The organism is Planotetraspora silvatica (genome assembly GCF_016863315.1).
Lineage (GTDB): Bacteria > Actinomycetota > Actinomycetes > Streptosporangiales > Streptosporangiaceae > Planotetraspora > Planotetraspora silvatica.
Genome location: NZ_BOOQ01000027.1, coordinates 31,509 through 46,521 on the forward strand (window position 1 = coordinate 31,509; position 15,013 = coordinate 46,521).

12 protein-coding genes are annotated in these 15,013 nt (G+C 71.3%); 5 read left to right on the plus strand and 7 right to left on the minus strand.

Annotated features, from left to right (window positions below; all coding sequences use genetic code 11):
• Positions 1–67: 67 nt before the first annotated feature.
• Positions 68–511, plus strand: coding sequence for an SRPBCC family protein (locus Psi02_RS20550; protein ID WP_203976529.1), 444 nt, complete (start codon positions 68–70; stop codon positions 509–511).
• Between the two features lie 221 nt (positions 512–732).
• Here Psi02_RS20550 and Psi02_RS20555 read toward each other — a convergent pair whose 3' ends face one another.
• Together Psi02_RS20555 and Psi02_RS20560 are read right to left on the minus strand one after the other, a co-directional pair.
• The gene (locus tag Psi02_RS20555; protein ID WP_203976530.1) at positions 733–1,869 is read right to left on the minus strand and encodes a low temperature requirement protein A; all 1,137 of its coding nucleotides are present in this window, start codon (positions 1,867–1,869) and stop codon (positions 733–735) included.
• A 46-nt stretch (positions 1,870–1,915) separates the two neighbouring features.
• Entirely contained in the window at positions 1,916–2,905 is a 990-nt protein-coding gene (locus Psi02_RS20560) for an isopenicillin N synthase family dioxygenase (RefSeq protein ID WP_203976531.1), read from the minus strand.
• A 104-nt stretch (positions 2,906–3,009) separates the two neighbouring features.
• On the opposite strand from Psi02_RS20560, the gene Psi02_RS20565 reads away from it, so the two are divergent.
• Complete coding sequence (locus Psi02_RS20565; RefSeq protein ID WP_203976532.1) at positions 3,010–3,927, plus strand: DMT family transporter; 918 nt, start codon at positions 3,010–3,012, stop codon at positions 3,925–3,927.
• Between the two features lie 11 nt (positions 3,928–3,938).
• On the opposite strand, the gene Psi02_RS20570 is transcribed toward Psi02_RS20565, so the two are convergent.
• Both Psi02_RS20570 and Psi02_RS20575 read right to left on the minus strand, forming a co-directional pair.
• Positions 3,939–4,757 (minus strand): DoxX family protein, encoded by an 819-nt coding sequence (locus Psi02_RS20570; protein WP_203976533.1) that lies wholly within the window; start codon positions 4,755–4,757, stop codon positions 3,939–3,941.
• 75 nt (positions 4,758–4,832) lie between these two features.
• A complete protein-coding gene (locus tag Psi02_RS20575; RefSeq protein ID WP_203976534.1) occupies positions 4,833–6,413 on the minus strand; it encodes an MFS transporter in 1,581 nt (526 codons plus the stop codon).
• Between the two features lie 193 nt (positions 6,414–6,606).
• Between Psi02_RS20575 and Psi02_RS20580 the strand changes: the two genes are divergently transcribed.
• The 3 genes from Psi02_RS20580 (at position 6,607) to Psi02_RS20590 (ending at position 12,719) form a co-directional block, all read left to right on the plus strand.
• On the plus strand, positions 6,607–8,493 hold the full coding sequence (locus Psi02_RS20580; protein ID WP_239095029.1) for a tetratricopeptide repeat protein: 1,887 nt from the start codon (positions 6,607–6,609) through the stop codon (positions 8,491–8,493).
• 57 nt (positions 8,494–8,550) lie between these two features.
• Positions 8,551–10,902: an AAA family ATPase gene (locus tag Psi02_RS20585; protein ID WP_203976535.1), complete on the plus strand. Its 2,352-nt coding sequence runs from the start codon at positions 8,551–8,553 to the stop codon at positions 10,900–10,902.
• Between the two features lie 119 nt (positions 10,903–11,021).
• On the plus strand, positions 11,022–12,719 hold the full coding sequence (locus tag Psi02_RS20590) for an ABC transporter family substrate-binding protein (protein WP_203976537.1): 1,698 nt from the start codon (positions 11,022–11,024) through the stop codon (positions 12,717–12,719).
• On the opposite strand, the gene Psi02_RS20595 is transcribed toward Psi02_RS20590, so the two are convergent.
• Genes Psi02_RS20595 through Psi02_RS20605 form a run of 3 tightly spaced genes read right to left on the minus strand, consistent with a single transcriptional unit; the run spans position 12,709 to position 15,007 of the window.
• Positions 12,709–13,575, minus strand: a complete 867-nt coding sequence (locus Psi02_RS20595) for a 5-oxoprolinase subunit C family protein (protein WP_203976539.1) — start codon at positions 13,573–13,575, stop codon at positions 12,709–12,711. The two genes, Psi02_RS20590 and Psi02_RS20595, sit on opposite strands and share 11 nt — an antisense overlap.
• Positions 13,572–14,237: a 5-oxoprolinase subunit B family protein gene (locus Psi02_RS20600; protein WP_203976541.1), complete on the minus strand. Its 666-nt coding sequence runs from the start codon at positions 14,235–14,237 to the stop codon at positions 13,572–13,574. Before Psi02_RS20600 ends, Psi02_RS20595 begins: the two co-directional genes overlap by 4 nt.
• Positions 14,234–15,007 (minus strand): LamB/YcsF family protein, encoded by a 774-nt coding sequence (locus Psi02_RS20605; protein WP_203976543.1) that lies wholly within the window; start codon positions 15,005–15,007, stop codon positions 14,234–14,236. Before Psi02_RS20605 ends, Psi02_RS20600 begins: the two co-directional genes overlap by 4 nt.
• Between the last annotated feature and the right edge of the window lie 6 nt (positions 15,008–15,013).

A 15,013-nucleotide genomic window follows, 5' to 3' on the forward strand; every position in this document is an offset into this window, starting at 1 on the left:
CCAGGAATCACCGAAGGAGTGAACGATGATCACAGACCTCTTCCGATCCTCGCGGAGGGAAAAGAACGTGAGGTTCACCAACGCCGTGCGCATCGAGCGTCCGGTCGGCACGGTCTTCGACTACTTGGCCGATCTGCGAAACCTCCCCGCCTGGAACTACGCGATTCGCGAGACCCGGCCGGTCACGCCGGGACCGGCCGGTCTCGGCTCCGTTTACCAGCAGGTCCGCAGCCTCCCCCAGGTCATGCGGGAACGACTCGAGATCGTCGAGTACGAGCGCGGCCGCCGCCTCGTGATCGAAGGCGGTTTCGGACCCTTCCAGGGACGCGCGATCTACGATCTCGAGGGGTCCGCCACCGCGACGCACCTGGTCAACCGGTTCGAGCTCGAAGCAGGGTCCCTGAAGGTGCCGAGTGGCCTGGCGGCCCGCGGCATGGCCGTCGCCGTCGCGCGGAATCTCCGCGTCCTGAAGGACCTCCTCGAGGCCCCTGGCGCCGGGAACGGAAGGTGAAGGCTGTGCGAGCGCGCGCTCCACTGGAAGGTCTTCCGCGGCGAGAGGATCGGCGCGGGTGAGGGACGCCGAAGAGTTCCTCGCCGGGCAGCCGGTCGCGCCCACGCTGAGCACGCTTCGAGCCGTGGCCGCCCACTTCCCCGCCGGCGAAACGGTACGACGGCGTAGTACCCCTGCCGCACGTGTCGATCGCTAGAGGTGCCGCCGGTGGAGGACGCCGTTCAGAGGGCGCGCTCGGCGAAGAGCGTCACGACGAGGAGCACGACCAGCGCTCCGAGGTGCGCGGTCGACGACCACAGCCCGATGGGGAAGCTCGCCGCTGCGAGCAGCGCGGCGAGCGGCCGCGCCGGACCGCGGCCGAGCCCGAGCAGGCGCCGGAACCACACGTTGCCGGCGAGGAACAGGGCGACGCCGGCCGCCAGCGCGACGGCCGGCCCGAGGTCGAGATGGTCGTGCCCGATGGCCTTCTTGATCCCGGCGGCCGTGGCCACGACGCCGAGCAGCAGGGGGATGTGGGCGTAGAAGTAGGCCCCGAGGATGTGCCAGGTGCGCTTCACGACCTCCATCCGGAGCAGGGACCGCACCGGGGCCTCCTCGTCCCCGCCGAAGTACACCCACCACAAGGCGGCCGTGAGCGCGAGCCCGAGCAGGGCCGCGACGACCAGCCCCGGGGTCGGGTGGGCGCCGCTCGCCCCGATGCCGATGGCCACGATCGACTCGCCGAGCACGATGATGACGAGCAGTCCGTGCCGTTCGACGATGTGCGCGGGGTGGAGCGCGAATCCCCGCTGGCCGATGAAGTACGGGCTCGTCCACACCAGGACGAGCGCGGCGGCCCAGAGCACGTAGTTCCACGGCGCCGACGCGAAGGCGGCGCCGAAGATGAGCGCGGTCGCTCCGAGGTTGAACGGCAGAAGCCTGAAGACGGCGCTGGACGCCTGCAGGTAGAGCCCGCCGTGGACGAGCACGATGACGAGGTAGCCGATCGCGAAGGCCACGCCGCCGCCGTCGAAGGCGCTCGGGACCGCCAGCGCCATGATCAGGAATCCGGCCATGCCGCACAGGATGAGGACCCGCCTGGCCGGCCTCTCCGGGGGGACGGCGTTCGTCAGCCAGGCGTAGCCGGCGTACATCCACCACAGGACGCCGAAGATGAGCAGCGTCTGGACGACGCCCTGACCCGTGAAGTGGTGCGCTCCCGGCGCCCTCTCCGTGAAGTCGCCGACGACCAGCGTGGTCAGCTGGGTGACGGTGAAGACGAAGACGAGGTCGAAGAAGAGCTCGATCGTCGAGACGCGGAGCTCGTTCTCGGGGGAGGTGGGTTCCACCTTTTCCGCGAACCAGGTGGGCAGGCGCATGCGGACATTGTGCGGCTTTCTTGATTACAAGATTGCACCGCTTCGATCACGTCTGGTCGAGAACCTCGTCCCGCAGTTGGGGGAACACCTTCGATACCTTGCCGAGCAGGTAGTCGCCGTACGTGCCGGTGAAGGCGCGCAGGTCCTGGCCGTCCCATCGGGGGCGGCCGCCGTCGGCTTGCGGCAGCGAGGGCAGCGGCGGCACCTCGCAGTCCCAGCCGGGATCGAAGAAGAACGGGAACGACAGGCGCTCCCGCCCGCTGAGATTGCGCACGCGGTGCGGCGTCGACCGGTAGTGGCCGCCGGTCAGGCGGTCCAGCATGTCGCCGATGTTGCAGACGAACGTGCCGGGAATGGGCGGCGCCTCGATCCAGCCCCGGGAGGTGTGGACCTGGAGCCCGCCGTTGCCGTCCTGCAGCAGCAGCGTCAGCAGCCCGTAGTCGGTGTGCTCGCCCACCCCCCAGTCGTCGGAGTCCGGCGGCGACGGCGGGTAGTGGAACATCCGGAAGAGCACGGTCGGCGCCGCCGTGTAGCCCGAGGAGAAGTAGTCCTCGTCGAGTCCGAGGCTCAGGGCGATCCCGCGCATGACCGCCTGGCCGACATCGGTGAGCATGCCGAGGTAGCGCAGCACGGTGTCCCGCAACTCCGGCACCTCGGCGGGGAAGAGGTTGCGGCCGTACAGCGGACGCTGCTCGTCGTCGGTCGCCTCGGCGCCGAAGTAGACGCCCTCCTTGAGGTCGGGACGCCCGGAGGTGAGTTCGCCGCCGACGGGGAAGAAGCCGCGCCAGGCCCGGCCTCCCCTGTTCATGGAGATCTCCATCTTCCGCTCGAGGGGGAGCGCGAAGAAGCGCCGCGCGGCCGCGTCCAGTCCGGCCACGAGTTCCGGTGGCACACCGTGCCCGCTGATGTAGAAGAACCCGCTGTCCCGGCAGGCCGCCCCGATCTCACGTGCGACGGCCGCACGATCCTCGGATGAGGCCGGGCCGACGAGGGCGCTCACGTTGATGATCGGCAAGGGTCCCGATGCGCTCGACATTCTCCTATCCCAACACATGGTCCGGAAATCGCTCGAACTAAGGCGCCAAAGGGCATTACGCTCCTTACCGGCACGAGATCGTCTGCGAGCAGAGGACTGCACACATGCGCCGGTGGGTTCCCTTCTTCATCCTGCTGGCCGCCATCTGGGGCAACAGTTTCTTCTTCATCAAAGTCGCCGTGGGCAGCCTCCACCCGCTCCAGATCTCCTTCGGGCGGATGGCGATCGCATCGGTGACCCTGCTGGTCGTGCTGTTCGCCAGTGGGAGGCGCCTGCCGAGGGATCCCAAGCTGTGGGGTCACTTCGCCCTCGCCTCGACCGTGCTCACCACTTTGCCGTTCACGCTCTTCGGGTACGGCGAGCAGCATGTGTCCTCGGTGGTCGCCTCCATCTGGAACGCCACGACGCCCCTGTGCACGCTCGTGTTCGCCCTGCTGCTCCGCAGCGAGCGGGCGACCGCCGCCAGGATCACCGGCCTCGGCGTCGGCTTCGCCGGGGTGATGGTGGTCCTGGGGGTCTGGGAGCCCGTCTCCGGCGGCGAGTTGACCGGTAGCCTCGCCTGCTTCGCGGCCGCCGCCTGCTACGGCGTCGGAGGGGCCTACCTGGGCCGCTTCATCACCCATCGTGGCGAGGAGCCGATCGTCCTCGCCACCACCCAGATCCTCGCCGGAACGGTCGAACTCGCCGTCATCACGCCCCTCGCGGGCGTGCCGCTCGTCAACCTCGATGTCCCGGGGGAGGTGTGGGGCAGCCTGCTCGCCCTGGGCGCGCTCGGCACCGGCATCGCCTATCTGCTCCTCTACCGCGTCCAGCGGATCGCGGGCGTCACGACCACGTCGACCGTGACCTACCTTCTGCCGGTGTTCGCGACCGTATCCGGCGTGACGATCCTCGACGAGCGGCTCACCTGGCACCAGCCTGTCGGCGCCGTCGTCGTGCTCGTCGGGATCGCGGTGATCCAGGGCGCCATCCCGCTCCGCCGCCGGGCCGCCCGCCCGGTCGCCGCGGTGGCCGCCGAGTAGAGTCCGGCCCCTCAGTCCTGCTTTCCGGTGCGCCGGCCGGCGACCAGGGTGTCGCCCGGCTTCGGTGAGGGGGCCTCGCTGCGGCTCTCCGTCGTCTCGTCGGGCCGCTTGGGACGGCGGAGCCTCGGCTTCGGCACGGTGTTCTCCACCGTGGCCTCCTTGGCCTCCGTCCGTCCCGTGTTCCCGGCCGCTCCGGTCTGCGAGGGCGTCTCCGGATCGCGGAGCGACGAGGTGCCGGCGTTCGCCCCCTTCGGGGCCGAGTCCTTCGCGGCGGGCGCCTTCGGAGCGGGTGACGGCGGGGCGGCGCCCGGGGTCGCGTCTCCTCCCTCGCCCGGCCGGGTGTCGCCGGGCCGGGGCTCGCGCAGCGCGGCGATGACGGCGTCGGCCTCGGCGTCCGCGGCGAAGTCGTCGGCCTCCTCCGCCTCACGCCGTTTGATCACGACCATGTGATCGACGGACACACGTCCGGCGCCGACCACCGCGAGCAGGACGGACGCGGCTCCCAGCGCGACGATCAGTTCGATGCTCCCGCCGGTGAGCGGCAGGCCGGTGTCCCCGGCCGTGAGGACGAAGACGGCGAGGGCCTCGGCGAACAGCACCAGCCCGATGGCCGGCACGGCCAGGCCCGCGATGAGCAGCGTGCCGCCGATCAGCTCGATCAGCATGGTGGCCGCGGCCCAGGCGCCGGGCGCGGGGGCGCCCAGCTCACTGAACTGCGCACCGGTCGCGGTGAGGCCGGCTTCCAGCTTGTGCCAGCCGTTGGCGAAGAAGATTCCGCCGACGCCCATGCGGGCCGCCAGCGATGCGAGATCTTGGAGGGTTCTCTTCACGGCTCCTCATTCTGGAGGGATGGGGGTGGCTTGCCCAGACAATCTCCCCATAACCCCTGCCCTCATGCGTGGTCGTCAGGCCGAGAGGCGATCGTCGTCCTCTTGGGGGGATGGGCCGGACCGGGGGATCAGCACGGCGACGGCGAGCGCGGTCAGGCAGAGCAGGGCGACGCTGACGACGACCGTGGAGTGCAGTGCGGTGACGAAGGCGACCCGGGCCGCGCTGAGCAACTCGGGACCGGCGGTGCTCCCCGTCTCGGTGGCGACGTGGGCGGCCGCGGCGAGTGATTCCCGTGCCTCGGCCATCAGGGGTTCCGGTACTCCCGGGACGGTGGCGAGCGACGGCGCGTAGACGATAGCGGTGATCGTCCCGAGGACCGCGATGCCGAGCCCGGCCCCCAGTTCGTAGGCCGTCTCCTCGATCGCGGCCGCTCCTCCGGCGCGCGACTCGGGGGTGGACGCCATGATGGTGTCCGAGGCCGCGAGCAGCGCCACCTCGACTCCGAAGCCGATCCCCACGAAGCAGAGCGTGAGCATGACCGGGTGCTGCTCGACGCCCCAGCTCAGAACGGGGATGAGGGACAGGGCGGTGAGGGCCAGCCCCCCGGTCGTCGTCGCGCGCAGGCCGATCCGCTGGAGCACGTGCGCCGCGGCGAGCCCTCCGGCGATCGCGGCCACCATCAGGGGCAACATGCGGACCGCGGCCGCCAGCGGAGTCAGGCCCAGCACGAGCTGGAGGTACTGGGCGAGCATCAGCTCCAGCCCCACCAACGCGAAGATCGCGAAGAGCACGCAGGCCACACCGGTGGAGAACCCGCGCTGCGTGAAGAGCCCGACGTCGAGCAGCGGGAACGCCAGGCGGCGCTGACGCCGGACGAACCAGATCAGCAGGACGACGCCGGCGACGAACACGGCCACGGAGGCGCCGCGGCCGATCGTGTGCCCGTAGCCGGCCTCCTTGAGCCCGAACGCGACCGACAGGATGCCGAGGGTCGACAGGACGGCGCTCAGCGCGTCCCAGGGATGGCCGGAGCGGCGCTCCGACGGGGGCAGGAGCCGCACCGCCAGCGGCAACGCGACGATGAGCAGGGGGACGTTGATCAGGAAGACCGCCCCCCACCACAGGTGCTCGACCAGCACGCCGCCGATCAGCGGCCCGACGGCCGCTCCGGCCGCCGCCACCGCGCTCCAGACCCCGAGGGCGATCGCGCGTTCCCTGCGGTCGGTGAAGACCTGCCGGATGATCGAGAGCGTGGCCGGCATGATCATCGCACCGCCGACGCCGAGGAGAGCGCGCGAGACGATCAGCGCCTGCGGGCTCCAGGCGAACGCCGACGCCAGCGAGGCGAGCCCGAAGACCACGTAGCCGGCGAGCACGAAGCGGCGTCTGCCGTACCGGTCGCCCAGCGTGCCGAAGGTGACCAGCAGCGGGGCGACGACGAGCGAGTAGATGTCGATGATCCAGAGCAGCTCGATCGAGGACGGCTCGAGCGCAGCGGTCAGCGCGGGCACCGCGATGTGCAGCACGGTGGCGTCGACGGCGATGAGGAGCAGGCTGAAGCAGAGCAGCACAAGGACCCACCACCGGTTCGCCCGGCGTTCATGCACGTCGCCTCCAGCGCGGACAGCGCCGGACGCGGCCTCGACCCCGACCATGATCATAGGCTGATCAGGGCTCCTCGGCCCGCTTGAACATGCGTGGCAGCTTAGGCCATCACCGGAGACTTCCTCAGCCGCTTCCGGTGACCTCCGCCCGATATCAGGAGATGTCACCTCAAGTCTCTCTAGAGAGCTATAGGTATATATCCGCTGTCTAGGCAAGCCACGACCCGCAACGGATCATGCGGGGGTGGGGAGCGAGATCGATCAATGGGACACATCCCCGGTTCCGCCCCCGCACGACCACGCCGACCCTCGGGCCTGGTGCGCGGTCGCGGTGGCGAGATTGTCGCGCGGCCAGCCCGACGCGGCGCTGGACGCGGCGCGCCAGGCGGTCGACCGTGACCCGTACGGCGAGTGGGGGCATCGCCTGGCGAGCCTCGCCCTCGAACGTCTCGGCCGGGACTCGGAGGCGGTCGAGGCGGCACGCGAGGCCGTACGGCTCGCGCCGGGGTCGTGGGCGGCCAGGCTGCGGCTCGGCGGCGCGCTCCGCCGCGTGCCGGGACACTGGCGAGAGGCGTGGGCGGAGGCGCGCACGGCCGTCCGGTTCGCCCCGGAAGAGGCTGATCCGCACGTCCTCACCGGAGATCTGGCCCTGCTCAGGGGAGAGCACGCGCGAGCGGCGAGGGCGTACGAGGCCGCGCTGAGCCGCTCGCGGGACCACCGGGTGGCCCGGATCAACCTCGGCCTCACGCTCCTGCGCTGGGAACGGCCGCGCGGGCACCACGACCCGGCCTGGGAGGCGGACCCGCGCGACACGGGCCGCGCGAGGCACGCCATCGTGACGTGGTCGCGCCAGATCCGGGTGCTGCTCGCGCTGGCGCTGACCGCGGCGTCGGTCGCCGGCCTCGGGTTCGACCTGCGCAGGGAGGCGCAGATCGGGGGCGCGGCGGTGCTCGCCGTGGTGCTGGCGATCACCATCAGGCAGGCGGGCCGCGTGCGGTCGTGGCCGTACGTCGTCCCCATGATGGGACGCGACCTGTGGCTCAGCATGTCGGCGTCCGTCAGCCTTCTCGTCGTCGCCGCCTACGTGGCCGGCATCGCGACGCTTCCCGAGGCCGGGGCGACGGCGCTGCGACGGCCGGAGGACGGCGTGTGGGCCGGTGCGATCGGCCTGGTGCTGTTCAACGGCCCGGCCGTGTCGCTGACGCGCCTGATCGTGGAGACCTGGCGGGGCAGGCTCGTCCCGGCGCTGACACAACTCGCCGCCGCCTCGGACGAGCGGACCGCCCTGCGTGACATCGACGTGACGCTGTGGCTCGTGGTGGGCCGCGCGTGGTGGCTGATCGTGCTCACCGCGCTCCTGCCGCCTCTCACCGGCGAGCCGTTCACGGCCGCCGCCGCGCTGGCCGTCCCGGCCGCCCTGCTGTACGGAAGGTCGAAGGTCGCGAGGGGAGCCGGGCGGGGGCTTCCCCTGCGCGCGATCCCGCGAACCGACCGGTGGCTCGCGATCGCGCTGCCGGCGCTGCTCGTGGCCGTCGCGGGCCTGGTCGTGGCGGGAGTCGTCAGCGGGACCGCGGAGATCCGCGGCGGATCGGCGACGGGAGTCGTGCCGCGTCCGGACGGCGGACCGGCCGCCGCCGTCGCTCGCGGGGCGCTGCTGTGCGTGTTGGGCGCTCTGGTCGTCGTGGCCGTCGCGTTCGCGGCGCGGGCCGCGCGGGCGTGGTGGCGCGGCGGTCCGGGACCCCTGCGGTCCTCGCTCGTCATGTCGGACTCGCGGGCGGCGCGGCTCTCCGGCGACGTCAGCCCGTCGATCGGGTTGAGCGACGACGTGCGCCACGCCGCGACCTTCTCCCGCAGCGTGGTGCTGGCCTACACCGAGCCGGGCGGACCGCGCGCGCTCGCGGTCAGCGCGGTCACCTCGGTGAGCGCGTCGGGGGAGTTCCGCCTGATCACCGGGGACGAGGCCTGGGACGCCGTGGAGCGCGACCCCCGTGTCGTCCTGTACGTCGGCGACCCGCGCTTCTGGGCGGAGGTCAGAGGCGTCGCCGTGCCCGACAACGACGTCCTGCGCGTCACCCCCCGGCACGTCCTCATGCGGGAGTACCCCGGCCGCCACCAGGCTCGCACTCGTTAGGTCCACCCATTGCGCCGTCCCGTGCGGTATAACCGGGGGCGAACCGGGGAGGCGTCGATGCGAGACTCCGAAAGGGCACGGTCCGCGGGGATCTTAAGACGGACCACGGCACGGGATGTGTTCGAACAGGTCCGCGTTCGCTATTTCCGCCTTTCGCCGTTCGCCAGACGTGTCGTGTTCGTCGGGCTGCTCATCGCCGTCATGGGCCTGGCCGCGGCGTTGGGCTGGCCGCTCAGCACGACGTTCGTCTGCACCGTCGTCGTGCTGGCCTTCGTCGCGCTCGCGCTCAGCTATCCGCGGGCCGCGGCGACCGCGCTGGTCATGGCCGCCTGGGGGCTGCTGCTCTGGCCGTTCCTGGGCGTGTTCGGCACGCAGTCGATCGCGCCGTCCCTGTTGCTGTTCCTCGCCGTCCCCGTCGCCGCGGCCGCGCACCTGATCCGCTGGGTGACGCCGTGGGTCACCACGCTCATGGCCCTGGCCCCGGCCGGCGTCGTCGCGTTCGCGTTGTCGTGGTCGTCGCCCGCCGCGTCCCTGTGGGGTGCGTACGGCGCGGCCGCCGCCGTCCTGATCTTCCGGTTCGTCCTGGCCCGCGGGGTCCGGGCCGACTACGAGCAGGAAGGGACGGAAGGCGACGCGCAGACCGCCCAGCAGCGGATCAGGATCGGCGGTCACCAGGCCTCACCGGGTGACAAGGGGGCGCCGCCGCCCATCACGGTCGAGCAGGCACTCGGCGAACTGGAGTCCATGATCGGCCTGGAGCCGGTCAAGGAGCAGGTGCGGGCGATCGCGGCCTCCATCGAGGCGGCCAGGCTCCGCAAGGAGGCGGGCTACACCAACGAGCCGCCCATGCGGCACTTCGTCTTCGTCGGCCCGCCGGGCACGGGCAAGACGAGCGTCGCCCGCACGGTGGCCAAGATCTTCTACGCCTTCGGGCTGCTGGAGACCCCGTTCGTGGTGGAGGCCCAGCGGGCCGACCTCGTGGGCGAGTATCTGGGCGCCACGGCGATCAAGACCAACGAGCTCATCGACCGGGCGCTCGGCGGGGTCCTGTTCGTCGACGAGGCCTACAGCCTGATCAACTCCGGCGACGGCCAGCCCGACAGGTTCGGCTCGGAGGCGGTGCAGACCCTGCTGAAGCGGGCGGAGGACGACCGCGACCGGCTGATCGTCATCCTGGCCGGCTACGAGAAGGAGATGAACGGCTTCCTGGCGTCCAACCCCGGTCTGTCCAGCCGGTTCGCCAGCAGGGTCCGCTTCCCGAGCTACACGCCGGCCGAGCTGCTGGAGATCACCGAGGCGCTGCAGATCAAGCGCGGCGACGCCCTCGCCCCCGATGCCCGGCCGGTGTTCCGCCGCCTGTACGAGGACGTCCACCGCCGCGGGCTCATCGACGAACTGGGCAACGCGCGGTTCGCGCGCAGCCTGACCGCGGCCGCCGCTCAGGCCCGTGACGTGCGGGTCGTCAGCGCCGGCGGCGCGCCGCGGGGCGAGGACCTGGTCACGATCATCGCCGCCGACGTCACCAGGGCGTTCAACGAGATCACCGCGCGGTTCCGCGGTTACCAGGCCACGCCGACGCTCGAGGACGCCCTGGCCGACCTCGACCGCATGGCCGGGCTCGAACCGGTCAAGCAGCAGGTCCACGCGATAGCGGCGCAGCTGAAGGTGGCGCGGATGCGCCAGGAGCAAGGGCTGCCCATCCAGTCGCAGATGCGGCATTTCGTCTTCGTCGGCCCACCCGGCACGGGGAAGACGACCGTCGCCCGGATCCTCGGCCGGATCTTCTCCGCGCTGGGCCTGCTCGCCCGGCCCGACGTGGTCGAGGCGTCCCGCGCCGACCTGGTGGGCCAGCACCTCGGGGCCACCGCCATCAAGACCAACGAACTCGTCGACCGGGCGCTCGGCGGAGTGCTGTTCATCGACGAGGCGTACAGCCTGGTCAACGCGGGCTATTCCGGAGGCGACGCCTTCGGGTCGGAGGCCGTGCAGACCCTGCTGAAGCGGGCCGAGGACGACCGCGACCGCGTCGTCATCGTCCTGGCCGGCTATCGGCGGGAGATGGACGCCTTCCTCGCGACCAACCCCGGGCTGGCCTCGCGGTTCGACCAGCGGGTGTCCTTCCCGTCCTACGCCCCCACCGAACTGGCCGAGATCGCCGCGCTGACGGCGTCCAAGAGCGGCGACCGCTTCGACGACGCGGCGGCGCGGGACCTCGCGGACGTCTTCGACTGGGTCTGCCGCGAAGGGCTCATCGACGGGCTGGGCAACGGCCGCTTCGCCCGCTCGCTGTACGAGAAGGCCGCACTGCGGCGCGACGTGCGGCTGGCGGCCCAGGGGACGGCGAACACCGCCGAGCTCACGACGATCACCAGCGAGGACGTCCGCAGCGCGGTCGACGAATTGTCCTGACCCGCTGAAGGAGTCCTGACGGTCTATGTCTTTCGTGCTCGCGCGTCCAGATGGCCGGGAGTGATTACTTTCTGCTACTAATCAAGTGCGATATGTAGCTGGAGGAATCGGAGAGCACGTTGAGAGCACGATGGCCGGCCGTCTTGGCCGCACTGATCGCTCTGGGATCCGTGAGCGCCTGCGGGGGCGACAACATCCCGGGGTGGCGTGGAAGCAGCCTCGCTCCGTCTCCCGTCAAGGCGATCGACATCAACCCGGTGCCGCGGGAGAAGGTGCGGGACGGCGGCACCCTCAAGTGGGGGCTCGGCGACTTCCCCACCCAGTGGAACCAGAACCACATCGACGGTGACATCACCAGCGTCGACACGGTCATGAGCGCCCTGATGCCGGCCCCCTTCCGGTCGGATGAGAGGGGGCAGGTCTCCTTCGACCTCGACTACGTCACCAACGCCAGGGTCACGGCGACCACACCTCACCAGGTCATCACCTACACGCTGAACCCGAAGGCCAAGTGGTCGGACGGCAAGCCGATCACCTGGGCCGACTACGCGGCGCAGTGGAAGGCGATGAACGGGCAGAACAAGGCCTTCCGCGTCGACTCCACGATCGCCTACGAGAACATCCAGAGCGTGACGAGGGGCGCGAGCGACCACGAGGTGGTGGTCACGCTGGCGCAGCCGTTCAACGAGTGGCAGTCGCTGTTCTCGCCTCTGTATCCGAGCTCGGCCAACGCGACGCCTGAGGCGTTCAACTCCGACTGGGTCAACAAGATCCCCGTCACGGCCGGGCCGTTCAAGCTGTCCTCGTTCGACGTGAAGAACAAGACGATCACGCTCGACCGCGACGACAACTGGTGGGGCGACAAGGCCAAGCTCGACAAGATCGTCTTCAGGGGCGTCAAGACCGACATGGTCCGCGCCTTCACCAAGGGCGAGGTGGACGTCTTCGACGTGGGCGCCTCACCCGACGAGTACTCACGGGCGAGAGGGGCCTGGGACGCCGTCGTACGGCAGGCGGCGGGCACCGACTTCCGGCAGTTCACCTTCAACGGCGAGAGCCCGGCACTGTCCGACCTCCGGGTCCGCCGGGCCATGGCGATGGCGCTCGACCGCCGCGCCCTCATGCAACTCGACCTGAAGGGGCTCGGCTGGCCGGCCGTCACGCTCGACAACCACTTCCTGGCCAACAGCCAGCAGGGGTATCGCGGCAACGCGGGAGATCTCGGCGTCTACAACCCGCAGCGGGCCGGGCAGTTGCTCGACGAGGCCGGCTGGAAGTTGTCCGGCAAGACGAGGGCCAAGAACGGCACCCCGCTGAACCTTCGCTTCGTCGTCCCGTCGGGGGTCGGCGTGAGCGACACCGAGGCCGAGGTGACGAGGCTCATGCTCCGGCGCATCGGGGTCGGCGTGACGATTCAGACGGTGCCGTTCAACGACTTCTTCACCAAGTACCTGATCCCGGGCAACTTCGACGTCACCGCCTTCTCGTACCCGGCCACGCCGTACCCGATCTCGAACGCCTTCGACGTGTACGCCAACGGCGAGGCCGCCAAGGGCGACGACATGAAGTGGTACTCCAACCTGGGCCGTACCGGCAGTCACGAGATCGACCAGGCGATGTATCGCGCGGGCAGCGTGCTCGACCCCGCGGAGGCCGAGGAGTCCGTCAACACGGCCGACGAGCTGGTCTGGCAGGAGATCAACGTCCTGCCGCTCTATCAGACGCCGCAGAACGTGGCCGTGCGGTCCACCCTGGCCAACATCGGGGCCAGCGGGTTCTACGACCTCAAGTACGCCGACATCGGATTCACGTCCTGACGCCCGGCACCGGCCGGAACCACAACCGGTCGCCGGGTCGCAACTGCGCGACCAGGGGGAGGTCGCGCGCCGTCACCACACCGATCACCGGGTAACCGCCCGTCGTCGGATGGTCGGCGAGGAAGACGATGGGCCGGCCGTCCGGGGGAACCTGGACGGCCCCCAGCGTCATCCCCTCACTGGGGATCTCGCCCCCGCGGGCCCGCTCCAGCGCCGCGCCCCGGAGTCGCACGCCCACACGGTTGATCTCCGTGGCGACCTCGTACGGCCCGGCGCGCAGAGCCGCGACGGCGTCCGGCGCGAACCAGTCGGCCCTCGGCCCGAGGACGATCCGTACGGGCGGACACGAGGAGAACGGGCCCTGAACGGCGGAGTCCACCCTGATCGCGGCCGAAGGCCCGGCGCCGCCGACAGGCAGGACCGTCCCCGGCCGCAACGGCGGCGGGCCGAGCCCGGACAGCGAGTCGGTGGATCGGCTGCCCAGCACCGGCTCGACGCCGATCCCGCCCCGTACGGCGACATACGTCCGCAGGCCCTCCCGGGGGGTGCCGACGCGGAGCGTGCCGCCCTGGGGGATCCAGACGGGCGCGCACATGCCCGTGGGCCGCCTGTCCGCGTCCAGCGGGCACGGAGCCCCGGTCAGGGCGATCCACGCGTTGTCTCCGAAGCGCAGCACCGCGCCCCCGAAGGTCAGCTCGATCCCCGCCGCGGACTCGGGATTGCCGACCAGCCGGTTGGCCAGTCGCAGGCTGGGGGCGTCCGCCGCGCCGGAGCGCGGCACCCCGAGATGGGCGTAGCCGGGCCGGCCGAGGTCCTGGACGGTCGCGTACGGCCCCGGCGACACGATCTCGATCATGGCAGGAACCGGACCCGCGTCCCCGGCGGCAACTTCGCCGGAGGATCGGCCGACACGTCCCAGACCCGCACGTCCGTACGGCCGAGCAGGCGCCATCCACCGGGGGACGCCGAGGGATACACGGCGGAGTACGGCCCGGCGATCGCCACGGACCCGGGCGGCACCGACGTGCGGGGCGCGTCCAGGCGCGGCACGTGCAGCCGGGGGTCGAGTCCGATGAGATAGGCGAATCCGGGGGCGAAGCCGAGCCAGCCCACCACGAACTCCGATCCGGCGTGCAGCGCGATCACCTCGGCGACGGTGAGGCCGGTCAGCGCGGCCACGGAGTCGAGATCGTCGCCGTCGTAGACCACGGGGATCTCGACGACCCCGGCCGCCGCGCCGGCCTCGTCCCGCGCCGCGCCGGCCTCGTCCCGCGCCGCGCCGGCCTCGTCCCGCGCCGCGCCGGCGTCCGTCACCGAGGCGAGCAGGCCGGCCAGCCTCGACTCCAGGCGTCCCTGGTCGGCGTCCGGCGCGACGACCAGGACGGTCTCCTGGCCGGGCACGATCTCCTCCACGTGCTCGGGCCGGTCGGCTCGCAGCAGCGCGTCCAGGCGATGGGCGGCCTCGAGCGAACCCGTCTCGACCAGAAGGGCGTGCTCGCCCGCCCGCCGGATCGTCATGCGAAGGACTCCAGGGTGACGCCCGCCCCCGTGAGCGCCTTGCGCACGGCCTCCGCGAGCACCACGGCGCCGGGGGTGTCCCCGTGGACGCAGACGGACCGGGCGCCGATCCGCACCTCGGTGCCGTCGACGGCGGTGACCATCCCCTCGCGGGCCATCCGCACCGCGCGGGCGGCCACCTCGTCCGGGTCGTGCAGGACGGAGCCGGGCTCGCGGCGCGACACGAGCGTGCCCGCCGGCGTGTAGGCGCGGTCGGCGAAGGACTCGGTCACCGTGGGCACGTCGTATCCGGCGGCGATCTCGTGCAGCACCGAGCCGGGCAGCGTGAGGATCGGCAGAGGCCGGCCCGCCGACGGGATGTAGTCGGCCACGGCGGCCACCACGGCCTCCGCCTGGACGACGTCCCGGCAGGCCCGGTTGTAGAGGGCTCCGTGCGGCTTGACGTAGGTCACCTCGCCGCCCATGGCCCGGGCGATCCCGTCGAGGGCCGAGATCTGGTACAGCACCTCGGCGCAGAGTTCCTCGGGGTCGACGTCCATCTCCCTGCGGCCGAACCCGGCGAGGTCCCGGTAGGACACCTGGGCCCCGATGGCCACGCCCCGGTCCACGGCGGCGGCGCAGGTCCGCCTGATGATGAGCGGGTCGCCCGCGTGGAACCCGCACGCCACGTTCGCGCTCGTCACGACGTCGAGCAGGGCCAGATCGTCGCCGAGGCTCCATACTCCGAAGCCCTCACCGAGATCCGCGTTCAGATCGATCACTGCGTTCATGGTCGC

Coding starts and splice junctions, on each gene's coding strand:
- Psi02_RS20595 (WP_203976539.1), bottom strand. CDS start 13,575: ATGATCGAGATCGTGTCGCCGGGGCCGTACGCGACCGTCCAGGACCTC.
- Psi02_RS20555 (WP_203976530.1), bottom strand. CDS start 1,869: ATGCGCCTGCCCACCTGGTTCGCGGAAAAGGTGGAACCCACCTCCCCC.
- Psi02_RS20565 (WP_203976532.1), top strand. CDS start 3,010: ATGCGCCGGTGGGTTCCCTTCTTCATCCTGCTGGCCGCCATCTGGGGC.
- Psi02_RS20560 (WP_203976531.1), bottom strand. CDS start 2,905: ATGTCGAGCGCATCGGGACCCTTGCCGATCATCAACGTGAGCGCCCTC.
- Psi02_RS20575 (WP_203976534.1), bottom strand. CDS start 6,413: ATGGTCGGGGTCGAGGCCGCGTCCGGCGCTGTCCGCGCTGGAGGCGAC.
- Psi02_RS20605 (WP_203976543.1), bottom strand. CDS start 15,007: ATGAACGCAGTGATCGATCTGAACGCGGATCTCGGTGAGGGCTTCGGA.
- Psi02_RS20585 (WP_203976535.1), top strand. CDS start 8,551: ATGCGAGACTCCGAAAGGGCACGGTCCGCGGGGATCTTAAGACGGACC.
- Psi02_RS20600 (WP_203976541.1), bottom strand. CDS start 14,237: ATGACGATCCGGCGGGCGGGCGAGCACGCCCTTCTGGTCGAGACGGGT.